This is a genomic window from Halobellus sp. Atlit-38R, assembly GCF_003665925.1.
In the GTDB taxonomy this organism is placed as follows: domain Archaea; phylum Halobacteriota; class Halobacteria; order Halobacteriales; family Haloferacaceae; genus Haloquadratum; species Haloquadratum inordinatus.
In genome coordinates, this window is the sequence record NZ_QXIJ01000003.1 from 152068 (window position 1) to 178073 (window position 26006).

Annotated in this window: 16 protein-coding genes; 5 read left to right on the plus strand and 11 right to left on the minus strand. The window is 65.4% G+C overall.

Annotation, left to right across the window (positions count from 1 at the left end; genetic code table 11):
• Positions 1–143: 143 nt before the first annotated feature.
• Complete coding sequence (locus tag D3D02_RS05405) at positions 144–944, minus strand: FkbM family methyltransferase (RefSeq protein ID WP_121568961.1); 801 nt, start codon at positions 942–944, stop codon at positions 144–146.
• 52 nt (positions 945–996) lie between these two features.
• A complete protein-coding gene (locus D3D02_RS05410; protein ID WP_121568962.1) occupies positions 997–1740 on the minus strand; it encodes a methyltransferase domain-containing protein in 744 nt (247 codons plus the stop codon).
• A 641-nt stretch (positions 1741–2381) separates the two neighbouring features.
• On the opposite strand from D3D02_RS05410, the gene gltB reads away from it, so the two are divergent.
• The 3 genes from gltB (at position 2382) to D3D02_RS05425 (ending at position 8379) form a co-directional block, all read left to right on the plus strand.
• Positions 2382–6923, plus strand: coding sequence for a glutamate synthase large subunit (gene gltB / locus D3D02_RS05415; protein ID WP_121568963.1), 4542 nt, complete (start codon positions 2382–2384; stop codon positions 6921–6923).
• Between the two features lie 158 nt (positions 6924–7081).
• On the plus strand, positions 7082–7894 hold the full coding sequence (locus tag D3D02_RS05420; RefSeq protein WP_121568964.1) for a hypothetical protein: 813 nt from the start codon (positions 7082–7084) through the stop codon (positions 7892–7894).
• A 107-nt stretch (positions 7895–8001) separates the two neighbouring features.
• Positions 8002–8379 carry a hypothetical protein gene (locus tag D3D02_RS05425; protein WP_121568965.1) on the plus strand — a complete coding sequence of 126 codons (378 nt, stop codon included), beginning with the start codon at positions 8002–8004 and terminating at the stop codon, positions 8377–8379.
• An 18-nt stretch (positions 8380–8397) separates the two neighbouring features.
• Here D3D02_RS05425 and D3D02_RS05430 read toward each other — a convergent pair whose 3' ends face one another.
• The 7 genes from D3D02_RS05430 to D3D02_RS05460 are packed head-to-tail and all read right to left on the minus strand — an operon-like array spanning position 8398 to position 18324.
• Positions 8398–9900 carry a hypothetical protein gene (locus tag D3D02_RS05430; protein WP_121568966.1) on the minus strand — a complete coding sequence of 501 codons (1503 nt, stop codon included), beginning with the start codon at positions 9898–9900 and terminating at the stop codon, positions 8398–8400.
• Complete coding sequence (locus D3D02_RS05435) at positions 9897–10436, minus strand: hypothetical protein (protein WP_121568967.1); 540 nt, start codon at positions 10434–10436, stop codon at positions 9897–9899. The genes D3D02_RS05430 and D3D02_RS05435 overlap by 4 nt, the downstream gene beginning before the upstream one ends.
• Entirely contained in the window at positions 10433–11404 is a 972-nt protein-coding gene (locus tag D3D02_RS05440) for a hypothetical protein (RefSeq protein WP_147435577.1), read from the minus strand. The genes D3D02_RS05435 and D3D02_RS05440 overlap by 4 nt, the downstream gene beginning before the upstream one ends.
• Positions 11401–11997 (minus strand): hypothetical protein, encoded by a 597-nt coding sequence (locus D3D02_RS05445; protein WP_121568969.1) that lies wholly within the window; start codon positions 11995–11997, stop codon positions 11401–11403. The genes D3D02_RS05440 and D3D02_RS05445 overlap by 4 nt, the downstream gene beginning before the upstream one ends.
• Positions 11991–12515, minus strand: a complete 525-nt coding sequence (locus D3D02_RS05450) for a hypothetical protein (protein WP_121568970.1) — start codon at positions 12513–12515, stop codon at positions 11991–11993. The genes D3D02_RS05445 and D3D02_RS05450 overlap by 7 nt, the downstream gene beginning before the upstream one ends.
• On the minus strand, positions 12512–14563 hold the full coding sequence (locus D3D02_RS05455; RefSeq protein WP_121568971.1) for a type II secretion system F family protein: 2052 nt from the start codon (positions 14561–14563) through the stop codon (positions 12512–12514). The genes D3D02_RS05450 and D3D02_RS05455 overlap by 4 nt, the downstream gene beginning before the upstream one ends.
• On the minus strand, positions 14560–18324 hold the full coding sequence (locus tag D3D02_RS05460) for an ATPase, T2SS/T4P/T4SS family (protein ID WP_233560586.1): 3765 nt from the start codon (positions 18322–18324) through the stop codon (positions 14560–14562). Before D3D02_RS05460 ends, D3D02_RS05455 begins: the two co-directional genes overlap by 4 nt.
• Positions 18325–18518: 194 nt before the next feature.
• Between D3D02_RS05460 and D3D02_RS05465 the strand changes: the two genes are divergently transcribed.
• Together D3D02_RS05465 and D3D02_RS05470 are read left to right on the plus strand one after the other, a co-directional pair.
• On the plus strand, positions 18519–20771 hold the full coding sequence (locus D3D02_RS05465) for a hypothetical protein (protein ID WP_121568972.1): 2253 nt from the start codon (positions 18519–18521) through the stop codon (positions 20769–20771).
• Between the two features lie 74 nt (positions 20772–20845).
• A complete protein-coding gene (locus D3D02_RS05470) occupies positions 20846–21781 on the plus strand; it encodes a hypothetical protein (protein ID WP_121568973.1) in 936 nt (311 codons plus the stop codon).
• A gap of 99 nt (positions 21782–21880) precedes the next feature.
• On the opposite strand, the gene D3D02_RS05475 is transcribed toward D3D02_RS05470, so the two are convergent.
• Both D3D02_RS05475 and D3D02_RS05480 read right to left on the minus strand, forming a co-directional pair.
• On the minus strand, positions 21881–23176 hold the full coding sequence (locus tag D3D02_RS05475; RefSeq protein WP_121568974.1) for an MFS transporter: 1296 nt from the start codon (positions 23174–23176) through the stop codon (positions 21881–21883).
• 124 nt (positions 23177–23300) lie between these two features.
• Entirely contained in the window at positions 23301–25874 is a 2574-nt protein-coding gene (locus D3D02_RS05480; protein WP_121568975.1) for a DNA topoisomerase I, read from the minus strand.
• Between the last annotated feature and the right edge of the window lie 132 nt (positions 25875–26006).

Below are 26006 nucleotides of genomic sequence, written 5' to 3' on the forward strand. Positions count from 1 at the left end.
GAGCGAGTGAAGTTCACAATCCCGGCCGGCGCATTTTTTCAACAACTACGCGAAGGGCGGGAGCGACGAGTCGGGCGAGAGAAGTAGTTTCCGCAGACGCGAATCGGGAGCGTCGCGAGCGAAGCGTCGCGACCGAACCGCGCTCACTCTGCGTCCGGTTTGTACGCCTTGAAGAACACGTCGTGGGTGTCGCGTCGGAGGTAGATCGGTTCGACCTCAAACCCCGCGCTGTAGAACACGCGGACGAGGTCGGTGAGCGACCAAGCGTCGAGGTAGTCCTCGAAGACGTCGTCGGGGCGCTTCCGCTGGAACGTCGTCGGGAGGTGTGCCTCCAGATAGACGAGACGGCACTCCTCGCGCGCCAGCAGTTCTTCGAGCGCCTTGACCACGTCGAGTTCGGCTCCGAACACGTCGATCTTGACGACGGTCGGGAGTGGAATCGTCTCGTCGTCGAGAATGTCGTGGGCGTCGACCGTCTCGAATCCGGCCGCGTCACTGTTGCCGAGCAGACCGACGCGTCCTTGATGAGAGTGGTAGCCGTCGCCTGCCTGCTGGCTGATGGCCGTCTCCGAGAGAATGACGTTCGAGCGCTCTCCGGTGGACGTTCTGAGTTGGGACGCTCCGTCTCCCGGTTCGAAGGCGACGACTGTCCCCTCAGTGAGGTACGCCGCGACCGGTCGGGTGAAGATACCGACGTGTGCACCCACGTCGTAGAAGACGTCGTCCCGTCGTAGATTCGCGAACAGGTCTGCGAACACTGGTCGCTCGTCTGAGACGGCCGCTTCCAGGCCGGTGCCGACGTCGACGTCGTACCGGAGTTGCCACCACAGGGCAGTCAGCGCTCCGACGGCGTACCACCAGGCGTGTTTCGCGAGCGAGCGTGGCCCGCGCTTGCGGAGCACGTGAAACGCCCGACTGAAGAGCGACGGGGTCTGGGTGCTCATTGCCACACCCCCGCGCAGACTGCGGTCCGGCCCGCGGATAGCGTGTTGCCGCTCATCGTTTCCGTGCGACGATTCCAGTCCAGGGGAACCACTTGAAGAAAATGTCGACGTCCCGGTCGACGTCGAACCCCGCGTCGGTGAGGATATCCTCGTACTCAGCGACAGTCAGCGGCCGAAGTTGCCCACGGAGCGTCTTCGCCTTCCCGATGATCTCTTCCTCGGTAAGGCCCTGGCTGGCCTTGAAGTCCCAGTACTCCTCGTTCCAGATGTCCTGGAACTGTGAGGATCGGGCCCGCGTCTTCTCGGCGAAGACGAACGCGCCGCCGTATTCGAGGTCGTCGTAGATCTGCTGGACGAGTTCTCGCCGGTCCTCCTCGCGGACGAAACTCATCGTGAACAGGCTGATGACCATCGACGCCCCGGGGAACGACATATGTGAGGAGACGTCGGCCTGCAGGAAATCGACGTTCGAACAGTCACCGATGCGTTCCCGTGCGCGATCTAGCATCGGGGCCTGGATGTCGATGCCGATGAACGAGGGCGGCCCCTCCGTCCCGTAGCGATTGACGAGCTGTTCGATGGTCGTTCCCGTCGCACAGCCGAGGTCGTAGACCTTCTCTTCGCCCTCCGATTGGAGGAACCAGTCGGCCAGATCGACGACCTGCGATTGGACCTGTTCGTAGAGTGGGATCGACTTCCGGACGTGTGCGTCGAACTCCTCGGCGACCTGCTCGTCGAACGTCCACCCACCCTCGCTCTGTTCGAGACTGCCATCCACCGTCGTCTTCTCTTGCATAGTTGTGGATCTGCCGATCGGGAGGATCCGATCGCGTTGTCTGTTGATGAGTGTCAAGGGGCCAATTGTAATGCCGGTGCTACCACACTAACCCGCACAGTAGCAACGTGGTTATCAACGACTTACTAGGAGGATAACCCCCCCAGGGTGGGCCGTATTGTGTTCCTTCTCGTCGCCGAGGGTACTTGCGTTTCGACGAACCTCACACCGAGAGAGCAGTCGGTACCAGTAACGGACAGTGCAGACGCCGCCGAATCCACACCGGCAGCGTCCGACTACCGTAGCTTTTGAGGGCGGCTTGGCACCCAATCGGACGCGGCGACGACAGCGTGGCGTGGATTCGATGTAGGCTGGACCCTCGGGCGCTTCATCGCCGCCAGTATCCACGGCTGGGACGTGCGGAGAGCGACCATAGTGGCGCGCAGTTCGCGTTCACTGACAGGAAACAGACAGTAGCCGAACCACTCCGAGAGCGGACGACCACCGCGTCTCGCCGGATGTCTCGTCCTCGTCGATGTAGTTCGTCGGGCGTCGAACTATTATTCACTCGGATTTGTATTATACTAATAACCTTATATGTGGTTAGTGAACCCTTATGCTTTCAGGAGAAGGTCCTTTAGGGGGCAAGTCAAGGGGGACATATGACCAAGCCACAGAGACACACGACTGGCGAGTCCTGCGGGCTCGCGGACCCGTCGGACGAGCGGTCGAACTGCGGCGTAGGTGCCGTTATCGACCTCGACGGCGGCCGGTCCCACGAAACGGTCGCCGACGGGATCGAACTGCTAGAGAATCTCGAACACCGCGGGACGACCGGAGCCGAGGAGAACACCGGCGACGGGGCCGGGATTATGATCCAGCGCCCCGATGAGTTCTTCGACGCCGTCGTCGACGCCGATCTCCCCGACGAGTACGCGGTCGGATCGCTCTTCATGCCGCAAGACGGGGCCGCGCGCGAAGGTCTCATCGCCATCTTCGAGCGCGTGCTCGACGCGCACGGACTCGACGTACTCCACTGGCGCGACGTCCCCACCGACAACTCTGATCTCGGCGCGACCGCGCTCGACTCCGAGCCCGACGTCTGGCAAGTGTTCGTTGCACCCGAAGACGACCTCGACGCCGAGGCCTTCGACCGCGCACTGTACGTCGCACGCCGCGACGTCGAGAACGAGGTCGAGGAACTCGAATCCGAAGGTGCGGCTCGCTTCTACATCTGCTCGCTCTCGCGGAAGACCCTGGTCTACAAGGGACTGCTGAAAGGCGAGCAACTCGCCGACTACTACCCGGACCTCGACGACGAGCGGCTTCGATCGACGCTAACGCTCGTCCACGCGCGCTTCTCGACGAACACGCTGGGTGCGTGGCACCTCGCACACCCCTACCGCCACATCGTCCACAACGGCGAGATCAACACGATCCAGGGCAACATCAACTGGATGCGGAGCCGCGAGACCGACCTCGAACATCCGGACTTCGGCGAGGACCTCGAAACGCTGAAGCCGATCATCAACGATCCGGATCAGTCCGACACGGCCTCCGTCGACAACGCGGTCGAACTGCTCCTGCAGGGCGGCCGGGACCTCCCGCACGTCCTCCGGATGCTCATCCCCGAGGCGTACCGCGGCGACGACCAGATGACCGAGGAGCGCCGCGCGTGGTACGACTATCACGCCTCGCTGATCGAGCCGTGGGACGGCCCCGCGCTCGTCGCGGCCACCGACGGCGACCGCGTCGCAGCCGTCCTCGACCGAAACGGCCTCCGTCCGTGCCGGTACGACGTCACGACCGACGACACGCTCGTGATGGCCAGCGAGGTCGGCGCACTCGACACCGACCCCAGCGAGATCCGCGAGCGCGGTCGACTCCAGCCGGGACAGCTGTTCGTCGCCGATCCCGAGGAGGGCCGCGTCATTCCCGACGAGGAGGTCTTCGAGTCTCTCACCGACGAGAAGTACGGCGAGTGGGTCGACGACGAACAGCAGCAACTCGACGAACTCGCCGACGCTGACGACTACACGCCCCGCGACGATGTCGACCACCTCCGCGCGGCGCAGGCGGCGTTCGGCTACACGCACGACCAACTGAGCCACCTCATCGAACCGATGGCCAAAGAGGGCAAGGACCCGGTCGGCTCGATGGGCGACGACACGCCGCTGTCAGTCCTCTCAGATTTCAACCGTCCGCTGTTCACGTACTTCAAGCAACTGTTCGCGCAGGTGACGAACCCGCCGCTCGACTACATCCGCGAGGAACTCGTCACCTCGCTGGAATCGCGGCTCGGCGCCCAGCGCAACCTACTCGACGAGACGCCCGAGCACGCGCGACAGCTCGTTCTCGACTCACCCGTCCTGACCGACGCGCAGACGGCGAGCATCAGGTCGCTGGGCGAAGACGGCGATTCGATGGCTACGACGATCGTCGATATCACCTACGACCCCGAGCGCTCGCTCGAAGCGGCGGTCGAGCGCGTCCGCGACGACGCCGTCGACGCCATCGAAGCAGGTGCCGACGTCGTCGTGCTCTCGGATCGGAACCTCGGACCCGACCGCGTCGCGGTCCCGAGTCTGCTCGCGACGGGGGCAGTCCATCACTGTCTCGTCCGGAACGGCCACCGGAACCACGCCGGTCTCGTCGTCGAGTCCGGCGACCCCCGCGAGGTACACCACGTGGCGACGCTCGTCGGCTACGGCGCTGACGCAGTGAATCCCTACCTCGCCTACCAGACGATCGCCGACGTCGTCGCCGGCCCTGACGGCGCCGACGAGAGCGAAGCCATCGCGGCGTACAAGAAGGCCCTCGAAGACGGCCTCCTGAAGACGATGGCCAAGATGGGCATCTCGACGGTCGAGTCCTACCAGGGCGCGCAGATCTTCGAGGCCGTCGGCCTCGACTCGGGCTTCGTCGCGGAGTACTTCGAGGGCACGGAGATCCGGACCGAGGGCATCGGCATCGACGTCATCGAGGAGGACGTTCAGACGCGACACACCGTCGCGTACGGGAACGATCCCGAACTCGACCGGCAGGGCGAGTACGAACACCGCTCGGACGGCATCCACCACCAGTGGAACCCCCAGACCGTCGGCACGCTCCAGCAGGCGGTCCGCTCGGGCAACTACGAGAAGTACCAGGAGTTCGCAGAGCTCATCAACGACCAGACCGAGGAGCTCCAGACCCTCCGCGGCCTGCTCGAGTTCGACTCCGACCGCGAGTCGGTGCCGATCGAGGAGGTCGAACCCGTCGAGGACATCGTCACCCGCTTTTCGACGGCCGCGATGTCGCTCGGTAGCCTCTCGCCGGAGGCCCACGAGAACAACTCGATCGCGATGAACCGCCTCGGCGGCAAATCGAACTCCGGCGAGGGCGGCGAGCCGCCGGAGCGGTTCGGCACCGAGAAGGAGTGCAACGTCAAGCAGGTCGCTTCGGGCCGCTTCGGCGTCACCTCCGAATACCTCACGAGCGCCGACGAGATCCAGATCAAGATGGCGCAGGGCTCGAAGCCCGGGGAGGGCGGGCACCTGCCCGGCAAGAAGGTCAACGAGATGATCGCGCACGTGCGGTTCGCGACGCCCGGCGTCGGCCTCATCTCGCCGCCGCCGCTGCACGACATCTACTCGATCGAGGACCTCAAGCAACTCATCCACGACCTGAAGACCGCCAATCCCGACGCCGACATCAACGTGAAACTCGTCTCGGAGGCTGGCATCGGCACGATTGCGGCCGGCGTCGCGAAGGCCAACGCCGACGTAGTACACATCTCGGGTCACGACGGCGGGACGGGCGCGTCGCCGAAGACGTCGATCAAGAACGCGGGCCTCCCGTGGGAACTCGGCCTCGCGGAGGCCAACCAGATGCTGCGGGCGACGGACCTGCGTTCGCGAATCCGTGTCAGCGTCGACGGCGGGATGAAGACCGGCCGCGACGTCGCTGTCGCGGCGCTGCTCGGCGGCGAAGAGTACATCTTCGGGACGGCCTCGCTCGTCACGTCCGGCTGTGTGATGGCTCGGCAGTGCCACGAGAACACCTGTCCGGTCGGCGTCGCCACCCAGCGCGAGAACCTGCGCCAGCGCTTCCCCGGTCAGCCGGACCACGTCATCAACTATATGACGTTCATCGCGCAGGAACTGCGCGAGATTATGGCCGACCTCGGCTTCCGCTCGCTTGAGGAGATGATCGGCCGACCGTCGCTTCTCACCCAGCGCGAGACCGACCACGAGAAGGCCAAGCACCTCGATCTCTCGGACGTCATCGCGGAACCGTCCGGCGACGCGCGCCAGAAGACCGAAGAGCAGGTCCACGAGGGCGTCGAGACCCAACTCGATCACGACCTCATCCGGCGGGCCGGCCCCGCGCTCGAAGCGGGCGAACCGATCGCACTCGACGAGGAGATCTCGAACGTCGACCGCGCGGTCGGCGCGATGCTCTCGAATCGGATCTCCGCGGTGTACGGCGGCGACGGCCTCCCGGACGATACCATCCACTGCACGTTCGACGGCGTCGCCGGCCAGTCCTTCGGCGCGTTCCTCGCCAACGGCGTGACGATGGATCTCACCGGCGCCGCGAACGACTACGTCGGCAAGGGGCTCTCCGGCGGGAAGATCATCGTCGAGACGCCCGACAACGCCGCCTACGAGCCTGACGAGAACGTCCTCATCGGCAACGTCGCGCTCTACGGTGCGACGGAAGGCGAACTGTACGTCAACGGGGTCGCTGGCGAGCGCTTCGCCGTCCGCAACTCCGGCGTGAAAGCCGTCGTCGAGGGCGTCGGCGATCACGGCTGTGAGTATATGACCGGCGGCGTCGTCGCCGTGCTCGGCGACACCGGACGCAACTTCGCCGCGGGGATGTCCGGCGGCGTGGCCTACGTCTACGACCCCGACGACGAGTTCGCCGCGAAGACGAACACCGGGATGGTCTCGCTCGAAGACAGCCTCGACGACGCCGACCGCCAGATGCTCCGCCGCCTGGTGGAGAACCACGCGACCTACACCGACAGCGACCGCGCGGCGTGGATGCTCGAGGACTGGGGCGAGGTCGTCACCGACTTCGTGAAGGTGATGCCCGACGCCTACGCCGAGGTCATCGAGGAGCGCGCCCGCGACGACGTCCGAAAGGAACTGCCGCCCGCCGCGGCCGCGACCGCCGCGGGGGACGGCGACGCGCTCGCACAGACCAGCGACGACTGATCGGGCGCGATCGAGTCACTGCTTCGACGGTATCAGGTCTCAGGTCTGACGCACGGAACTCGGATTCGATTCGTTTAGTCCGTGCCGACGACTGCCAGCCACACAGTATTGTCCCTGCCGACAGCACACTTAACTCCGTGACTGCGGAACCGGGACGTATGCGAGGGGTCCGGGGGAGCGACGGCGAACGTCCGTCGTCGGCAGCGTGGCGTGGCACCGACCGCGCGGTCAGCGAGACGATCAGTTTCATCCTCGTTTTTTCGCTCGTTGTCGCTTCTGTGGGAACGATCTACGCCGTCGGCGTCTCCGAGTTGGAACAGACCCGGGACGCAGAGCGCATCGAGAACGCCGAACGGGCCTTCGACGTCCTCGCGGACAACCTTCGAGACGTCCTCGACGGTGCACCCAGCCGAGGGACGGAAGTGAGACTCGCCGATGCAACCGTCAGCTCGGTGGACGACGCCACGATGAACGTGACCATCGACCCCGACAGCGGACCCGCACCGGACCCATTGCCCATCCGCCTGCGGCCGCTCGTCTACGAGGCCGCGGCGGGCGGCGAGATTCGGTTGAGCAATGGTGCCGTGCTCCGCGACAGCGCGCGCGGCGAGGCGTCGGTCGTCCGCGGCCCGCCGCTGATCGTCGATGGAGGAGACCGCGTACGGCTAACGCTCATCAAGCAAGAGCACGTCGGCACGACTGCCGTCGGCGGATCGCAGACGGTTCGGATCCGAGCGGCTGCCAGTCGGCCGCGGCTCTTTTACGACGCAGAGGGAGGTCACAACATCTCAGTGAACCTCACGACGCCCTACACCGACGCGTGGGCGCGGCAGTACGAGTCAGCGGGCTTCGACAACTGCACCGAGGTCACAGAGCCCACCGCCGGCAGTCCGGGGAAACTCTCCTGTAACGTCTCCGACGTCGATCGGGTCACTGTCGTCTGGGTTCGTGTCACGACTTCGTTCGAGTGAAAACAACGCAGCCTCTATCTGAAAGGGTCGAGACCGCCAGTCGACGACGGTCAAACGCCTATTTGAACGTAGCAGAGGTATATGTTCGGTGAGTTACAAGAGAGCGTATGGTCCTCGAACGAGCGGCCCGCGGCCCCTCCAGTCACGTCGATGCCGACCACGAACCGACCGTCCAACGTACCCCGGCTCACGCCGAAGAGCTGCACGTTCGAAGCTACGCCCACGAGTGGAGCTACGATCTAAACGTGGAGATCGCGGCGCCCGACGGCAGTGTCGTATTCGAGAAGCAGTACTATTTGCGCCCCGGCAGAGCGGCCAGCGAAATCGGTTCAGTCGTTCCCGGCGAGTATGACGTCCGAGCGATCCTCGACGGGGGGCGTGAGGCTGTGCGTCGTTGTCGGATCGACCGGACGACAGCGGGAACGGTCGTCGTCGAGGTCGGTAACGGTATTCTCAGTCTGACCGAAGGGCTCCCCGTGCGGTAGGCCCACGCACACCGCACATCAGTTCAGTTCGACGGTGACGTTGTTCTCGGTCACGTGTAGGTACTTGATGTACGATTCGCCGCCGATCGTGTCGTAGCGGAGCGTCCCGCCAGATTCACTGAGAGAGATCTGCGAGGACCCCCGATTTCCGCTCCCGTGACCGGCTGTGAGGTCGAACTCCGAATCGAACGTCGCGAAGTAGTGCCGGGTGAGCGTACGGAGCGTTTCGGCGTCTCCGTCGTCGTACGTCGTCGGTTCGTCGTCGTCGGTATGACCGAACGTGACCGAACCGCTCTCGAACGTGTGGTCGTCCCAGTCGATCGCGGTGCCGTCGATGCTGTCCGATCCGTAGGTGAGGTTCTGCTCGGTCCCGGTGAAGTCGATCTCGATGATCGTGTCGTCGTCCTCGTCGCAATCCAATCGGACATCGCCGGATTCGGCGGGGATCGAATCGTTCGTCCACCGGTGAACGCCCTCGGCCGTCGACTCGTCGTAGTAGTAGACGTCCATCGCCAGCGTCGCCGACCCACCGCTTTTACAGTATTGTCCGGTCCCGCTCGTGACCTCCACGGCCACCTCGTAGGACTTGTCGCCGTCTTCGATGTAGAAGGACACGAAGAGGTTGTTGAACGACCCCGAGTCCTGCTTGACCGACGTCTGGAAGTCGGTCACAGAGTGCCCCTCCGCGATCCCGCGAACGGGAATGCTCTCTCCCTTCTCGGGGTAGGGGAACTGGCCGACCTGGTTGGTCGTTTCGAGAACGACCGTCGCAGTTTGGTTGTCGTGATCGACAGAGACGTTCCCGGTCGTCCGAGTCTGGAAGTAGTCGGCCCACCCCTCGTAATACGCACTGTGCACAGTCACGTCGACGGTTCCGTTCCTGACGGGGTTGACGTACGAGTGGGTGTCGCCGTCGACCGGTTCGTCGTAGGGCGCGCCGGGGCCATCGGTCGCGGTTCCGGTCTCGTCCGGGAAGATGCGCGTCAAGTCACTCTCGCGGCGAATCGTCGCCCGGGCGTCCCCGCTGGCCGCGTCGGTCGAACGGACGCGGAGCACCGGCAGCGTCAGCGTCGTGCCGCGGTAGTGGAACTCCGGTGGCGACACCATCGTCGTGCCGCCGCTGCCCCCCTGTCGCCAGACGCCGCCGCCCTGGTATGCGACTGTCGTCTCGCCCTTACGATAGGTCACGGACCCGAGCGAGGCGTTGTAGACCGTTTCAGTCTCGCCAGCGGTGTAGTTCACGTGTCTGATTCGGAGCCAACCGCTCTCGGATTCGGCAGCGTACTCGCCCCCGCTCGAAGCGCCGAGCCTGACGGTCTGGACGGATCCCTCGCCTAATCCGACGACCGCCGCGCGGGCGTCGAGCAGCGTCATCGCGTGCTCCGCGCGGTCGATCGACGTCTGGTCCTGGACGTCCGTCAGCGCCGAGCCACCGAGCGCGACGACGACGCCACCGCCCGTGATCGTCAACGCCAACAGCAAGACGAGCCCGATGTTCGACGCCTGCGCGCGGTTTGTCATACTGGTGTTCCCCCAATGTGTCCGAACTCCCCGGCGGGTCGCGACATCGATAGTGCGTTCGCGCTGTCACCTTCGGTGACGACGAGGGTCCCCCCACCCGTGTCGAGTTCGACGACGACCCAGCCGCCATTCACCGACGTCTCATCCATCGGTATAAGCGTCGAGACGGTAAGCGTAACGCTCACATCAGACTGCGCCGACCGAAGCGTCAGCTCGTACTGCCCCGGCTCAACGCCCGGTGCGGACCGTTGGACGACCTCGATTCGGTAGGTCTCGCTTGCGACCCGAGCAGGGAGATCGACGCCGACGCGGAGTTCGGACGGTGATTCCGTTGCGCGAGCGAGTCGGTCCGCGTCGTCGATTCCGACGGCGAGTTGCTCGGCGATGACTTCGAGTTCCTCGCGGACGACGCGGTCGCGCTCGCTCTCGACGTATCCGCCACCCGCGATGAGCAGTCCAGAGATGAGAACCGCAGTGATGCTCAACGCGATCACGTAGTTGACGGTGATAGAAACGGCGCGGTCGTGTGTGCTCATTCCGGGGCCACCTCGATTCCGGTCGCGTAGTCGACGTCCTCGGTCCGGTAGGTCACGTTGAACTGTGCGCTGTAGACAGCGTACGTCCAGTACGGGGATCCGGACCCGACGTCGTCGACACCGAGCGTGGAGAGGTCGCTCGGTTGCTCGTCGACGACCATCGAATACGTTCCCCCAGCCCGGTGGGAATCCCGGAATTCGATAGCGACGTCGTCGCCGACGTCAGTGAGGTCTGAAAGTGACGGACACGGAACCCCCCCGACGGACTCGTTCGCAACGTCGATCGCGAACGTCCCGGACGTGCCGGACGAACAGGTCTCGGTGTCACCACCGTCGTCGACACGGATCTCGGGGCCACCGCCACCGCTGGTGTCGTACACGTAGAGCGTCGTCGCTCCCGCGTCCGAATCGATTTCGACCGTGAAGACCTCGTCCGCCCCGATAGACGGATCTTCGGGAAGGGTCGACTCCTCGACCGCGAATCGGAGCGAACGGATTTCCGAGAGGTCGGACCCGGCAGCGACAGTCCAATTTTCTTCACCCGTTTCGTTCGTGAAGTCCCGCGATTCGTCGTCCTGCTGGATCCGGGTCCCGTTCGTGATAGGTCCCACCTCGACGGCGGTGATGTCGCCCGCGACGGCTCTGTGGTATGACGCCTGCTCGTCCCAGCGAGCGATCGTCAAGTGAAGAGCCGATGCCAGTTCGGCCGGGTCGCTGTTGTTCCGATCGTTCACTGAACGAATAGCGTCGACACCGGCCTCACGGGACTCGGAGACGTACTCGATCACGGGCGTCGCGTCGACGCTGGCGTCCCGAGTAGCCAGATTCCCGGTGTAGATAGCGGTGTTCAAGAGCAGCGCCAGCGCGACGAACAGGACTGCGAGCGCGAGTGCGCCGACGAGGAGCAACTGTGCGCGGTCGGTGCCTCTGTCACTTCGATTGGAAGGCACCTCAGATTCGTTACTCACATCCGCCATACGACGATCTCCACCTCCACGACCGAATACAGCGATTGGTTTTCGTCCGCGTCGGACAGACCGTCGAGATACGCTGCGTCGTCGAGCGTCGTTCCCGTCGGCGACTGGTTGGGGGCGCGGATCGGATCTTCGTCCGAGAGCGTGACCAGTCGACGGACGGTTGAGGCGTGATCGCTCGGCTCTCCGAGGTCGACGATCGGTTCTCGCTGCCGCTCGCCGTTCGCGTCGACGTAGTACAACGAGAGATCGAACGCGATTCCTCGTTCGAGGAACGTCCGTTCCAAGACGTTGCCGAACGCCGTCGGAGGTGCCCCCTGGACGTAGCCGTCAGACGTTGCACCGTGCCATCGACCCGACGACTCGTTCCAGTACAGAAGCGTCGCGGCGAGCGTGTCGTTCTCGTCTGCGGCCGCGAGAACTCCCTCGGCGACAGCCGCCTGTTGGTTCTCGATGTGCTGACTGGACGTACTGCCGGTTAGCGGTGTCACGGCGGTCACCTGCAGCGCAAAGACCAGCGCGGAGACGAGGATCATCGCCGCCGTGACCGCTTCGAGCGTATGCGCCTGTCCACGGTCCATTACCATACCCTCACAATCAGTCGGTACGTCTGGCCACCGATGGCGACGACACGCTGTGCTGACGTCACCGATTGCGTCTCCGGCAGCGCAGGGCCGGCCGCGAGCGACGTGCCGTTGATCGTCGCGACCCCGCCGTCGAGTTCGTGAATCGAGACGTTGGCGTCCTGCGTGCTATCGAGCGCGAGGAGGCCGGCGGTCGTGTCTGCAGATGTGTTGTATCGGCACGCCGGATCCGCATCACTACTGTCGTTCAGTTGGTCGAACAGCCCGGTCGTGCAGGTCACGTTCAGCAGATACGGCTCCGCTGGGTCTCCGAGCCGATCCGACGAAAGTGACGTCGCGATCCGATCAGCCGTCTGCGGACCTTCCGCGCTCTCGAACGGCGCGAAGATCGTTGGGACGAAAGCCACAACAAAGGCCACGACGATGAGGAACAGACTCACGCCGATCGCGAAGTCGATCGTCGTCTGTGCGCGTGTCTCAGCACGCGCGTCGCCGCTCGAGCTCGGCCGGCACAGCGTCATCCGACCACCATCCAGACGACGAGCGCGATCGTTTGCAGGATGACGACGAACTTCACCCCGGAGACGATCTCGGCGTCGCGAATGTAACCGCTGATGAACCCCGAGAGCGCCGCCTGCAGCGTAACCGCGTGGAAGAAGAGCACCGAGAGCAGGTCGGTGTCGACGCCGCTCCCGAAGTTCATCCCCTGTCCGGAGAGGTTACTGCTCCCGCCCGAGCCCGCTTGCGACGCCAGACCAGCCATCACGTCGAGGAACTGCGTCTTGAGGATGGCCATCACCCCGAGCAGCGTCAGATACGTCATCAGGATGATCGCCACCTGCATCCGGGTTCGGGATTTCCGCTCGCGCTCGATGTCGTCCTGGTTCTCTGAGGCCTGCGCCGCGGTTGTCAGGACTTCGGTGATCTGACTCGACGCCTCCTGAGCCTTCGAGATGAGTTTGACGGTCCGCGCGAGTCGCGGGATATGGTACTTGTTGTTGAACTCGACGAGCGCGCTGCGGAGGCTCATCCCGTAGTTCACCTTCGCGTGCATTATCTCGAACTCCTCGGCGATCTTTCCAGAGGAGGTCGAGGCGACGGTTTCGACGGATTCGAGCAGCGTCTGTCCGGTATCGTTCGCGCTGGAGAGTTTTCGGAGGTTGTCCGAAAGCTTCCCGATGACGGCGTTCCGCGAGCGCACGTTCCAGGAGTGAAAGGCGGCGAGCGGAATCCCGACGACGTAGACCGGCACGTACCACCAGATGAACGTCCCCCAGACGGGATTATCGAGCATTCCCTGCCAGGCGAGCGGGGCAGCGCCGTTGACGACGGCGATACCGAGGAGAACCAGCGCCGCGGGCACGGTCACGACGAGCGTGTACAGGGGGTGATCGCGGAAGAACAGGTGCGGGCGCCGCAGTAGTTGCGCGGTCTTGTACGTGCCCTCCCGTGAGCGAATGCGGTCGAACACGCGGAACTCGCCGACGAAGCTCTCGATCAGCCCCATATGAATCAGCCCCTCGCGGTTCACCTGTTCGAGCCGATCCGAACCGTTTGTGGGCTGGAGGTAGCCGTCGCCGGGTTCGTCCTGTTTGACAGTCGAGACGAGTACGAGAAAGCCGACGCCGGTGAGCGGCACGAGGCCGTAGACGGTGCCGTACAGGAGGCTCTGTTGGGCCTGCCCGAGCATACTCATAATCACGAGGATGATGATGAGAAGCAGCGGAAACAGCGAGAGCGTCATATACATCTCGCCGAAGAGTTCGAGCGTCTCCAGGACGGTCTCTTGCTCCTGTTTGGCCGTCCGGAGGTGCTTTTCTTTCTTGTCGTCGAGAAACTGCTCCATATTACCCCCGGAGTTGACGATCGAGAGCATATCCGTCAGGAACTGCGAGAGTTCCTCTGAGGGGGTCGTCATCGCCTGATCGCGGATCGCATTTCGATAATCGGTCCCGAAGTACTCGGTCTCGCGGACGATGCTCTGGAACTCCTTTGCGACCTCGCCGTAGGTGTCGTCGGCGCGGCCCATCGCCTCCAGAATCTCCAGTTGGTTCAGCCCCCCGACCGAGAGCGCGTACATAAACGAGATGGCGTCGGGAAGCAGCATATTGATCTCTCGCTTCCGTCCGGAAGCCTTCGAGTACGGGACGGCGACGAGGCTCCCGAACCCGATACCGAACCCGATCGCGCCGAAGACGACGCCCGAGACGACTGTGACCGCGGGAACGGTGAGTGCGTCCAGCGCAGCGGCCGTCGCTTGGTCTCCGGTTGGGAGACCGATGCTGATGACGTCCGGCGAGAGCAGACCGAACTCGAAGATCGCCCAGCCGATGAAGGTTCCGAGGAGCCAGAGGAACGCCCCGGCGATGACGCCGATAGCGATCGCGTGAGAGAGATACAACTCCACCGTCGCCGGCATCCGCGCCTGTTCCAGTTTCGTGCCGACGTCGTTGACGAAGTCGCCGTCCTCGTCGAAGAGGAACTGGAAGACGGGGTAGAAAATGTCTCCGAGCGCGTCGTTACTTCGGTCGAGTCCCTCCCCCTCGGCGTCGCCGACGTCGAGACTCATCGGTCCGCACCTCCTGTCTCGTCGTCCGCGTCTGTCTCCTCGGTGTCGGCGGCGCCGTTCGCCTCGGGGTCGTCCGCGTCTGTCTCCTCGGCGTTGCCGGCATCGTTCTCTCCGGTTCCGTCCTCCACGTCTGTCTCTGCGGTTCCGCCCGCCACGTCTGTCTCGGTAGCGTCGTCACCGCCACCCTGTCTATCGCCCGAACCATCCGAATCATCGCCTCGGCCACCCGCGCCGTCGTCTGCGCTCTCGTCGCTTGGCTCGTCGCTCGGCTCGACGCCCTCGAACTCGCTGAAGTCCCACATCTCCTCGCCGTCGACGTCAGCGTCCGCTTCGGCGGCCGCTGTGCCCTCCTCGAGTAAGTCCTCGATGCCGAACTCGTCGGACTCCGCGCGGGGCTGGTTCGCGTCCGTCTGCTGGGGATCCGCTCGCGAGCGGTCTGTCCCATCCGGGATGTCGTCGCCACTCTGGTCGATCGAGTCGCTCTCGAAGGCGTCGAACGGGTCGGCAGCCCCGTCGTCTGCAGTGTCGACGTCGCCGAGGGCTGCGTCGCTGTCACCCGTCTCCTCGTCCCCGACAGCCCGCTCGTCATCTTCGAGGCGCTCCTCGTCGGAGATCGGTTCCGCATCTGGGAGCGCGTCAGCGGCGGTGTCGCCTTCGAGGGCGCCATCGACGTCTGTGTCTCCGTCGTCTCCGTCGAGCGCCGCCGTCGATTCGGAAATGGAGTCGAGTTCGGGCTGGTCGGTCTGCTCGTCGAGCGCGTCGAGTTCCGGATGCTCGCCGATGTCGGCGGTGACGTCCGGCGCGGCGTCGACGTCGACCAGTGCATCCGCGACGTCGACGTCTTCGAGGTCCTGGTAGTCCGGCCAGAGTTCTTCCGCCGCGCGGCCGAGGATGTCGCGACAGAGGTCGCGGATGTCCTCGTCGGGGTCCGGCCGGGGGACCATCTCCTCTTTCTCGGGGTCGACGTCGATCTCGACGGACTCCATCTCGCGGAGGTCTTCGAGGCTCCGTTCGAGGTCGTCGCGCGCCATCAGCGCGAGGATCGTCTCCTGATCGTTGATGAACGCCTGCAGCGTCGCCGCGACCTGCGTGTACGTGTTGAGGCCGCGATCGATCAGGTACGCGAGGACGACGCGGCGCTTGAACAGTTCCTCGTCGAGTCGCTCTCTGGTCCACCCGCGGTCGAACCGGACGTCTTCGAGCGTGTTCGACGAGCCCATCTTGAGGAACTCGTCGCCCTCTGCCTGCCACTGGTAGACGTCCTGGACGTTGATCTCGTCGTTCTCGGCGTCGTAGTGGTTGATCTCGGTCAGCGACTTGTTCCGCCGGACCTTGTCGCCGTGGACGCGGGTCGACGTCTGGATCGAGACGAGATCCAGCGCCGTGAACATCGTCTTCGAGACGTTGATCGGGTCGGTCGTGAAGCGCTTGAGGACCTCACCGACGCTGTCTGCGTGGAACGTCGTGTACGTGGTGTGACCCGTCGACATCACCTGAAAGAGCGTCCGCCCCTCCTCGCCGCGGATCTCGCCCATCACGATGTAGTCGGGGCGCTGTCGCAGCGCGGCCTCCAGTAAGTCGAACTCGTCGACGTCGCCGCGGTCGTCGTCGCTGAACGACGGGCGCGTGACGGAGGCGACCCAGTTCCGCTGGGGCAGTTCGACCTCGCGAGTGTCCTCGATCGAGACGATCTTGGAGTTCGAGGGGATGAAAAGCGACACCGCGTTCAGTGACGTGGTCTTCCCCGAGGCAGTCCCGCCCGCGAAGATCAGGCTCTTGTCGTTCTCGATGCAGAGCCAGAGGAACGCCATCTCCTCTAAGGAGAAGGTCTTCCAGTTCACGAGGTCGATCGGCGTGAACGGGACGTCTTTGAACTGGCGGATGGTGTAGTTGGTCCCGTGGTCGGATACCTCCCGACCCAGCGTCAGTTGGGCGCGAGAGCCGTCCGGGAGCGTCGCGTCGACCTGCGGACGGCGCTTCGAGATGCCCTTGCCCGACCGCTGGGCGAGTTTGACGACGAAGTCGTCGAGTTCCTCCTCCTCGTGGTAGACGTTGGTGATGATCTGCTCGTAGTCGGAGTGATAGACGAACACCGGGGAGTTGTAGCCGTCACAGGAGATGTCCTCGACGTTCACGTCGTGTTTGATGCCGTCGATCCGCTCGTAGCCGATGAAGTCCCGCCGGAGGACGTATAGCAGTTTCTCGACCTGGTAGTCGGTCAACTCTGTCGGGTCCTCCTCGAGCACGGCCGGTTCGGGCCGCGCGGCGATCCCGTCGAGTGAGGGATCGGAGTGCGCTGTCGTCGACTCGGCGAACAGGCCGTCGAGACGGCCGCCGAGCGAACCCTCACCGAGGCCGAGCGAGCGCGCGATCGACGCGAGCGGCCGTTCGGAGGCGGTCGCCGCCGACCCGGGTCCTGCAGATTGGGCCGCGGCGTCACCGTTGCCGAACGCTCCCCCGAGGTCGAAGTCGAACTGCGAGAGCATCCCGTCGTCCGCAGAGCCGGTAGACTGCGTCGGAAGGATCGAGAGCCCGGTCTGTCGCGGGCGGTCGGGGACCTGATAGAGGTTGTAGCGATCGAGGAGTTCGAGCGCCTGCTGTTCGATCACGCGGCGGCGGGTGTCGGGACCGTCGCCGACGACGCTCTCGTCGTCGTACTTGATTGCCGTTCGGAGTTTGCCGGTCAGGAACTCCACCAGGTCGGCTTCGATCCGGTTCTGGTAGGGCTCGACGACGTAGTACTTCTTCTCGTTCTCCTTCGTCGAGTGGAATATGATGACGAACGAGTGCGGCTTGTCGACCCAGTAGCGCTCGACCTCGCGGAAGTGCGTCTTCTTCGAAAGCGGCACCGCCTTTTCGAGATCGTAGCGGTTGGCGACCGTCGTCGCCCCACGCGCGTCGGTGAAGAAGGCGTCCTCGTCGAACTCGGGGTCGACGTCGACCGTGCGCTCGTCGACGACGTCTTTCAGCTCTGCGGCGCGCTGCCCGCCGCGAGCGAGCGCGTTCTCCATCACCTCGGGGGCGAAGCCGAGCGCGTCCTCGGCGTCGAACCGATCGATTTCGCCGTCTTCGTCCCGCGGGCGCGAGCCGTCTTCCTCGTAGTAGTACTCGCGCTTGTAGTGCTCCCACATCCAGACGTCCTTGACCACGGGCGTCGTCTCCGGGTCGCAGAACGCCTCGAACTCCGCTGAGATGCGGACCGCTTCCGCGATTGCGGCCTCGACCTCGTCGTCGGTGTCGACGGGGTGGAACTCGAGGTACGCCTCGGGATCGAGGCTCACGTCGTCCCACTCCTCGCGCGTCGGCGTCGGAATCTCGACGGTCTCGCCGTCGTCCCAGCGGGCGCTCTCGGCGTCCTCGTCGTCGTCTACCTCGCGCGGGTCGTAGCCCTGATAGAGCGTGGTGACGTCGCCGTCGACGCCGTACTCGTCGAGAAAGTCCGCCCAGGTGTACTCGCCGACTGCGACCGTCGGGCCGTCCTCGGACGGCCCGGCTGCAGCGTCCTCGGTCGCGTCGCCACTGTGGTCCTGCGCGCCGGTGCCGCGCGCAGCCTGGTCGTCAGATCCGTCCGCCGGAACGTCTGCGGCGTCAGTCGCCGGGAGCCCCCCAGCTTCCTCGACTGACAGTTCCCCCGCGTCGTCGGCGGTCCGATCGACGATGTCCCCCTCGTGAGGCGACGGCGAAGCGTCCCCGCCCCCCTCCAACGCGTCCTCGCCGTCCGACTCGGAGTCGGCGGCGGACGCGTCGTCGTCGGTTGCCATCGTTCGGGGGTCGGCTTCCCCACTGAAAAAGACTTCTGCCGGATCGGACGAGTATTTATGACCGCGTCGGCCTGAAAAAATGTGTTCGGGTTGTTACGTCCACAGCGGGAAGAACCGCCACGACCCCGGCCGACGCTATCAGGAACGGTATTTTGCCCGGTTGTTTTATGTGAGCAGTTTCGGTAAGGTGGCCTATGAGCCACGAGTCCGACGCCGATAGAACGACCGCCGTGTCAGACGACGACGTGCGCGTAGAGAAGTCGTTCGTCGGCGACGAGTTCCCGGTTCCGGCGATCAAGTTCCGGCTCGACTCCGAGAGCGACGAGCCCGTACACGTACGGCTCGTCGATCAGATCCCCGAGGACTTCCCGATGGAAGGGGTCGGCTTCCATCCGGACTACGAGAGCGACAACTGGACCGCTTACAAGGACCACCGCGTCGAGTACGAGCGGACCCTCGACCCCGGCGAGGAGACGACGACGGTGTACGGGATCCGTCTCGAACAGATCTCGGACGTCGAGGGATTCCTCGGCGAGCCGATTCTCGAACGCCCGCCCGCACCCGAAGAATCCAGCGACGACCAGACCGGCGCCGAGGTCGAAGACATCCTCGGCGCGGACCGGAGCCAACTCGTCCGCGACGCCCTGCAGGGCAACGGACGGCTTGCGACCGAAAGCGAGCCTAACGGAGACCTCGGACACGAGCAGTCGGTCGGACACGAACCAGAGCACGAACAGGAGCCGGTGCCGGACGCCGTCGAATCGTCCGCAGCGGTGGACGCCGACGACGCGCGTTCGGACGATCCGGTACTCGGCGCGGAGACCAGCGCCGAGGCGGCAGCCGAGAGCGTCACCGACGACGCCGCAGTAGAAGACGCCACAGGCGACGCAGCAGAAGGCGACGCGGACAGTGTCGCGGGAGAAGTGGACGCGGGCGACGCAGACAGTGTCGCGGGAGAAGCGGACGCAGGCGACGCCACGGCAGAGGGCGATGCAGGAACGGCGGCAGCGGAGTCGGACGCGACCGCCAGCCTGGCGGACGCATCGGACGTGGCCGCGGGGCCCGGAGCCATCCCGCGCGAGATAGCGACTGATCTCACGCCCGCACTACGCCAGCGAGACGACGGCGAGAGTACGCCAGTGGAATCAGACGAGGCCGACGAGGAGAGTGCGGAGCCGGTGGAGTCGGATGCAGAGGGCAAAGAAGATGCCGACGCCGACGCGGCCGACGAGGCACCCGAAGCAACGGCGTCCGGAGAGAGTAACGCAGACGACTATCTCGATATGGACGAACACGTCGAAGAACACGTCGACGAACCGGGTGTGAACGCTTCTGACGTCGGAGTGGCCGCCGCAGCCGACGAGTCCGGCACCGATGCGAGCGCCGAGTCCGGCACCGACGTGAGCGCTGAGCCAGCATCGACGCAGTCGGCCGGTACCCAGTCGGCGTCCGCCGCCGCGGAAGCCGGAACCGCAGCGTCCGGGGGCTTGGCGGCGACGCTCGCCGAGGAAATCCGTGCCGGGAACGTCTCCGAGTCCGATCTCGATACGCTCCGCGGCGAACTCGACGTCGGGCTGCCACGGAGCGCGGACGTTCGCCTCCGGCGCGTGCAGGCGCAGATGGAGGAGCTCAACGCCTACGCCGACGCGCTCGCGGAGTTCATCGACGAGGAGGGCACCGGCGCGGAACTGGTCGAGCGCCTCGACACGGAACTGAACGAGATCACCGCGGAACTCGACGATCTGCAGGCCTCGCTCGACGCCGCCGAGACGGACCGCGAGGAGATTCGCGCGGACGTGTCGGGCCTCCACGAAGACGTCGACGCGAACGACGAGCGGCTCACTGAGACGACGCGGCGGGTCGGCGAGATCGACGAGACCGCCTCGGCCGCCGCAGCCGGCCTCGACGACCTTCGTGAGCGAGCCGACGGGCTCGAAGAGCGACTCGACGCGACCGCAGACCGTGTCGCGGACGTCGAGGTGGGCGTCGACGACGTTGCGAGCGACGTCGAGACAGTCGCAGCCGACGTCGGCGACGTCGAAGCAGACGTCGACAGGGTCGCAGCAGACGTCGACGACGTGGCTTCCGAGATGGGGGAGGTTGCGGCTGACGTCGACGGACTCGCGGCCGACGTAGACGGGATGTCGTCCGACCTAGAGGGCGTCGCAGCCGACGTCGACGACGTCGCGATGGACGTAGACGAGACCGACGCGCGCGTCTCGCGGCTCGACGAGGAGATGGGCGACGTCCGGGAGGACATCGCGACGCTCGACGGCGACGTCGTCGACGTCCGCGACTCGCTCGAAGCCGAGATCGACGAGCTTCGGGCCGATATGTCCGCACTCTCGGCCGAACTCGATCGCTTCGAGTCCATCGAACGCGACATCGAAGAACTGCAGACGTTCCGCGACCGCCTCAACGACGCCTTCGGCCCCGGCGGTCAGTGAGCGGGTCGAGTCCCCTCCGAGAGACGTAACCGCGAAGCGCAATCTGTTTAGCGCGCCACCCCGTGCGTTCGACAATGACTGAGACGGAGGCGATTCGCGTCGCCGTCCCCCGCAAGGGCCGACCCCTCGAAGCCGTTCTCGAACGCGTCGCCGACGTTGCCGAGCGAAGCGCCGCCGGCAGCGCGGCCGACGTCGAGACCGTGGCCGACGAGATCATCTCGACGCTCCGCCACGAGAAAGCGGTCACGAAGGGCCATACCCAGCCGGGCGCGGACATCTACCAGCGGCTCGCGACGTACTCCGATCTCGAGGACGACTACGAGCCCGAGTACACGCTCCTCCGCGACGACCGCCAGGGGATGCCCCGGCGGATCGTCTTCGACAGCCTCACCGTCGACATCGACGGCGTCCCGGTCCAGTTCGTCGGTCGCGAGGAACCCTTCCGCGCGCTCCGCACCCACGAGTTCGGCCTGGGCTTCGACAGCGCGGATCTGGTCTTAGAGGAGGTCGTCGAACTCGAACCCGAAGGCGTCGGCTCGATCGCCGACGTCAACGCCCGGATCGACCCGATGAACACCGACGTGCGGGTCGTCTCGGGACTCGGCGACACCGTCTATCACACGCTGATGGCCCGCCCGGAGATTCTGCCACCGGGGGCCGACCTCGACCGCGAGTTCGTCGCCGGCTACGAGGGCGAACTGTGCATCTCCCCGCGGTACGAACGGCTCGTCGAGGCCGTCCTCGGTACGCGACCGCTCGACGGCATCTCCTTTGCCTACCCCGACGACGACCGCGAGGAGGAAGCGGCCATCGCGGACGTCGGTCTCGGCGTCTATCTGACGATGACCGGCTCGACCGCCCGCGATCACGGCCTCGTCCTCGGCGAGCACCTGTTCCCCTCGGAGACGGTCCTGATGGAGAACGTCGCGGAGGCCGAGGAACTCGACGCCGCCGAAACCGTTCGCGACGCGCTCGCGACCGCGGCCCACGAGACCGAAATCGCGGTGTGAGCGCGCAGATGGCGTGACCGCCCTGTGCGCTCCGGGCTTGTCGCTGGCGGGGTGACGCGCAGTTCGGTTCGAGCTATATCACTGACGGATAGCGCCCGGTTAGTCCTCGCCGAGCGGCGTGGCACCGCTGTCGGCGTCGGTCGGCAGCGACTCGCGGACCTGGGTGTACACGAGAACGAGCGCGACGAGCGCCGCGACCGCACCGAAGGTGAACGGCGTCGACAGCCGACCGGCGTTGTACAGGAAGCCGGCGGTGAGTGGCCCGACCGCGACGCCGAGCCCGAACGCCATCGTCAGCACCGAAAGGGTGCTGCCCGATTGTCCCTCGCGTGCCAGGTCGCCCGCGAGCGCGAGCGACGGCGCGAACACCAGCGCGACCGCGACGCCCTGGAGGAGACGTGCGACGAGCATCGTCAGCGGCGTCGAGACGACGCCCTGCGCGAAGACGGCGGGGACGAGGATCACGAATCCAGCGAGCAGGAAAGGCCGACGGCCGTAGGTGTCGCTCGCGCTTCCGATCGGGATCTGGAGCAGGACGTTCGCGATGACGACGGCCGCGAACTGGACGCTGAAGAGGAACGTCCCCTCGTTCAGGCGGGCGCGTATGGGCGCTTCCAGCGGCGCGAACAGCGCGATCGTCATCGCCATAAAGAACGTGGCGACGCCGAGGACGAACACCGAGTCGAACCGTCCCGGCCCGCTCCGTTCGAGAATCCGAACCGAGAGGTCGTCGCCGGCCTCGGCGTCGAGCGTCGGCGGGTCGTTCACTACCGCGTAGACGAGCAGGAAGCTCACGATGGCCCCGGCCACGGCGACGCCGAACGCCGCGTCGAAGCCCGAGAGCAGGCCGAACGGGGTCGGGTACGGCCCGAATCGGATGACGACGCCGGCGACGATCGGACCGAAGCCGAACCCGATCAACCGAAACGTGTTGAAGACGCCGAAGTTACCCCCGCGTTCGCTGTCCGAGCGGGCGTAGTCGTTGACGAGCGCGACGGTCGCCGGAACCGTGAACGCGGCACCGATCCCCTGGAAGCCACGGGCGACGAGGACCGCCCAGTAGTCGGTCAAGAACGGATACGCGACGCTCCCGATAGCGAACAACACCAGGCCGAAGAGGACGAACGACTTGCGCTTGCCCAACCGATCGGACAGACGACCGGTGAACGGTTGCCCGAAACTGTTGACGAACCCGAACAGCGACAGGACGAACCCGATGAGTAACTCCTCGCCGACGGCGACGCCGAAGAGGTCGCCGCCGACGAGACCGCCCAGCGATACCTGGCCACTCGCGATGTACAGCGGCAGCACGATGATGAGAAAGGAGTTGCCGAGCGCGTCCGCCATCCGGGCGAGCCCGAGCGCGATCACGCGCCCGTCGGTGTCACCGATCATCGTACGGCCCCGCTCTGTGTCCGCGTTCGAGCGACGACAGCTGGCCCCGAGCGTCTCCACATACTCGGAGCGACGGACGCCGCACGGAAGTCGCTTTCAGTCGGGACAGATCCGCAACAGGGCCTCAATCGGCGTTCGCCTGCCACTTCCGCACCGTGTCGGGACCGACGCCGTCGACCTTTTCGGCCAGCGCATCCGGTTCGACCTCTTTGAGCGAGGCGACGTCCTCGACGCCGGCGTCTTTGAGTTTCTCGGCCGTCTTCTCGCCGATGCCGCTGACGCTTTCGAGGTCGGAACCGCTCTCGCTCTGCTCGGCCTGATACTCGCGGTAGTTGCAGATCGGACAGCCGAGATCCCACGGCTCACTGTCGTCGTCGTAGGTGATCCGGAGTTCCGGGAGGTCGTGTTCCTCACAGATCTCGTCTGTCACCTCGATGTCGCCGCGGCGCGGTAAGGGAAGCGAGTACTCACAGTCGGGATAGCGCGTACAGCCGACGAGCCGCGACCCCGAGCGGAGGCGTTTGATCGCGAGTTCGCCGCCCGCTTCGCCGTCGCCGCCTTCGTCTCGCGGCGTCTCCGACGCCGCGCTCTCACCGCATTCGGGACACGGCCCGATCACCAGATCTTCCTGCTCGTCGGCCTCTTCGGCCTTACAGAGCGGACAGCCGTGGACGAACGTCTTGCGGCCCGCGAGCATCTTGATGTGGTGCAGGCCGTGTTCGTCGCAGGTCTCCTCTAAGATGAGCGGCTTCCCGGTCGAGGGCAGCGGGAGCGTGTAGGTGCAGTCCGGATAGGAGTCACACCCGATGAAGTACGAGCCCTGTCGGCTCTTTCGGATCACGAGGTCGCCGCCGCACTCGGGGCACTCGCCGACGGTCTTGTCCGCCTTCAGCGACTCCTGGAGGTGTTTTCCAACTTCCTCGCCGGACTCCATCAGCCCCTCGAACACCGATTCGAGAATCTCGCGGGACTCGTCTGTCACCTCGTCGAGCGTCGCCTCGCCGCGGGCGATGGCCTGCATATCTTCCTCCAGTTGGGCCGTCATCTCCTCGCTCACGATGCGGTCGGCGAACTCCTCGGAGGCCTCGACGACCGACCGGGCCAGTCGCGTCGGTCGCGGCGGGTCGCTCTCGATGTACCCGCGGTCGTACAGCTTCTGGATGACGTCGTGGCGGGTCGCCTTCGTCCCGATGCCCATCTGTTCCATCGTCTCGATGAGCCGCGACTGCCCGTAGCGCCGCGGCGGCTGAGTCTGCTTTGCGTCGAGGCGAGTGTCGGTGACGGTCAGTTCCTCGCCCTCGGCGACGTCGGGGACGAACGACTCGCTGGCGTTGGAGTACGGGTAGACCGCGTGGTAACCCGGGTCGAGGAGTCGCTTGCCGTTGGCCTTCAGCGAGAGGTCCTCGTCGTCGCCAGCGACGGTCGCGACGACGCGGAGGTGCTCCCAGGTGGCCGCCTCGGCGACGGTCGCGAAGAACCGCCGGACGACGAGTTCGTAGACCTCCCACTCGTCTTCGGTGAGTTCAGAATGACTGGGCAGTTCGCCGGTCGGGTGGATCGGCGGGTGGTCTGTCGTCTCCTCGTCGCCGGCGGTCGGTTCGATCTCCTCCTGGTCGAGCAGCGATTTCGCGTCGTCGCCGAAGTCCCGCGTGCCGGCGAACGAATCCAGGAGCTCCCGGGGGTCGAGGTCGTCGGGGTAGACGGTGTTGTCCGTCCGCGGGTAGGTGAGATAGCCGGCGGTGTAGAGGTCCTCGGCGATGCTCATCGCGCGCTGGGCGGAGTAGCCGATCGAACCCGCAGCGCGGATGAACTGCGTCGTGTTGAACGGCGCTGGCGGATCGTCGGTCCGGGTGCGCCGACGGACCGACTCGACCGACGCCGTCGACGACGACCGGAGGGTCTCGTAGGCTTCATCAGCCGTCTCTTCGTCCCAGACGCGCTCGGCTTCGTTGCCGTCCTCGTCGAGGTAGAAGTACTGGGCCTCGAAGGAGCCGTCTTCGTCGGCGTCGTCCTTTTCGAGGTCCGCAAACAGCTCCCAGTAGTCTTCGGGGTCGAACGCCTCGATCTCGCGCTCGCGGTCGACGATGAGCTTCAGCGTCGGCCCCTGGACCCGGCCGACGGAGATGAAGTCGTCGCCGAGTTGGCGCGCCGACAGCGAGAGAAAGCGCGTGAGCGCCGCCCCCCACACGAGGTCGATGATCTGGCGGGCCTCGCCGGCGGCCGCGAGGTCGAAGTCGAGTTCGTCGGGGTTCTCGAAGGCGTCGGTCACCTCGTTCTCCGTGATCGAGGAGAAACGGACGCGGTCGACCGGGACGTCGTCGTTGACCTCGCGGACGAGTTCGTAGGCCTCCTTGCCGATGAGTTCGCCCTCGCGGTCGTAGTCGGTCGCGATGACGACGCGGCCGGCGCGGCGGGCGAGACGACGGAGCGCCGCGACGATGTTCTCCTGGGTCGGATGCTTGTCGATCGGTGCGTCGATCAGTTCGACCGGCTCGACGTCCCGCCAGTCGTTGTACTCCGGCGGGAAGTCGACGCCGACGACGTGGCCTGAGAGGCCGATACAGCGCTTGCCGCCCCACTTGTAGACGTTCACGCCGTTGAGGCGGTCGGCCTCGGCGGACCCTCCGCTCAGGATGTCGGCGATCCGCCGAGCGGCGTTGTCCTTCTCGGTGATGATCAGTTCCGGGCCCTGACTCATTGCCCGGCGATAAGCGAGGGGCCGGCCTAAAGCTTTCGCGCCGAATCGTGCAAAATCAGCGGACAGCGTGCCCGTGCGCGCGAAACAGCCGTTTCAGGCGCTCGCAGTGTGGCGGGCGTCGCAACTCCTCGG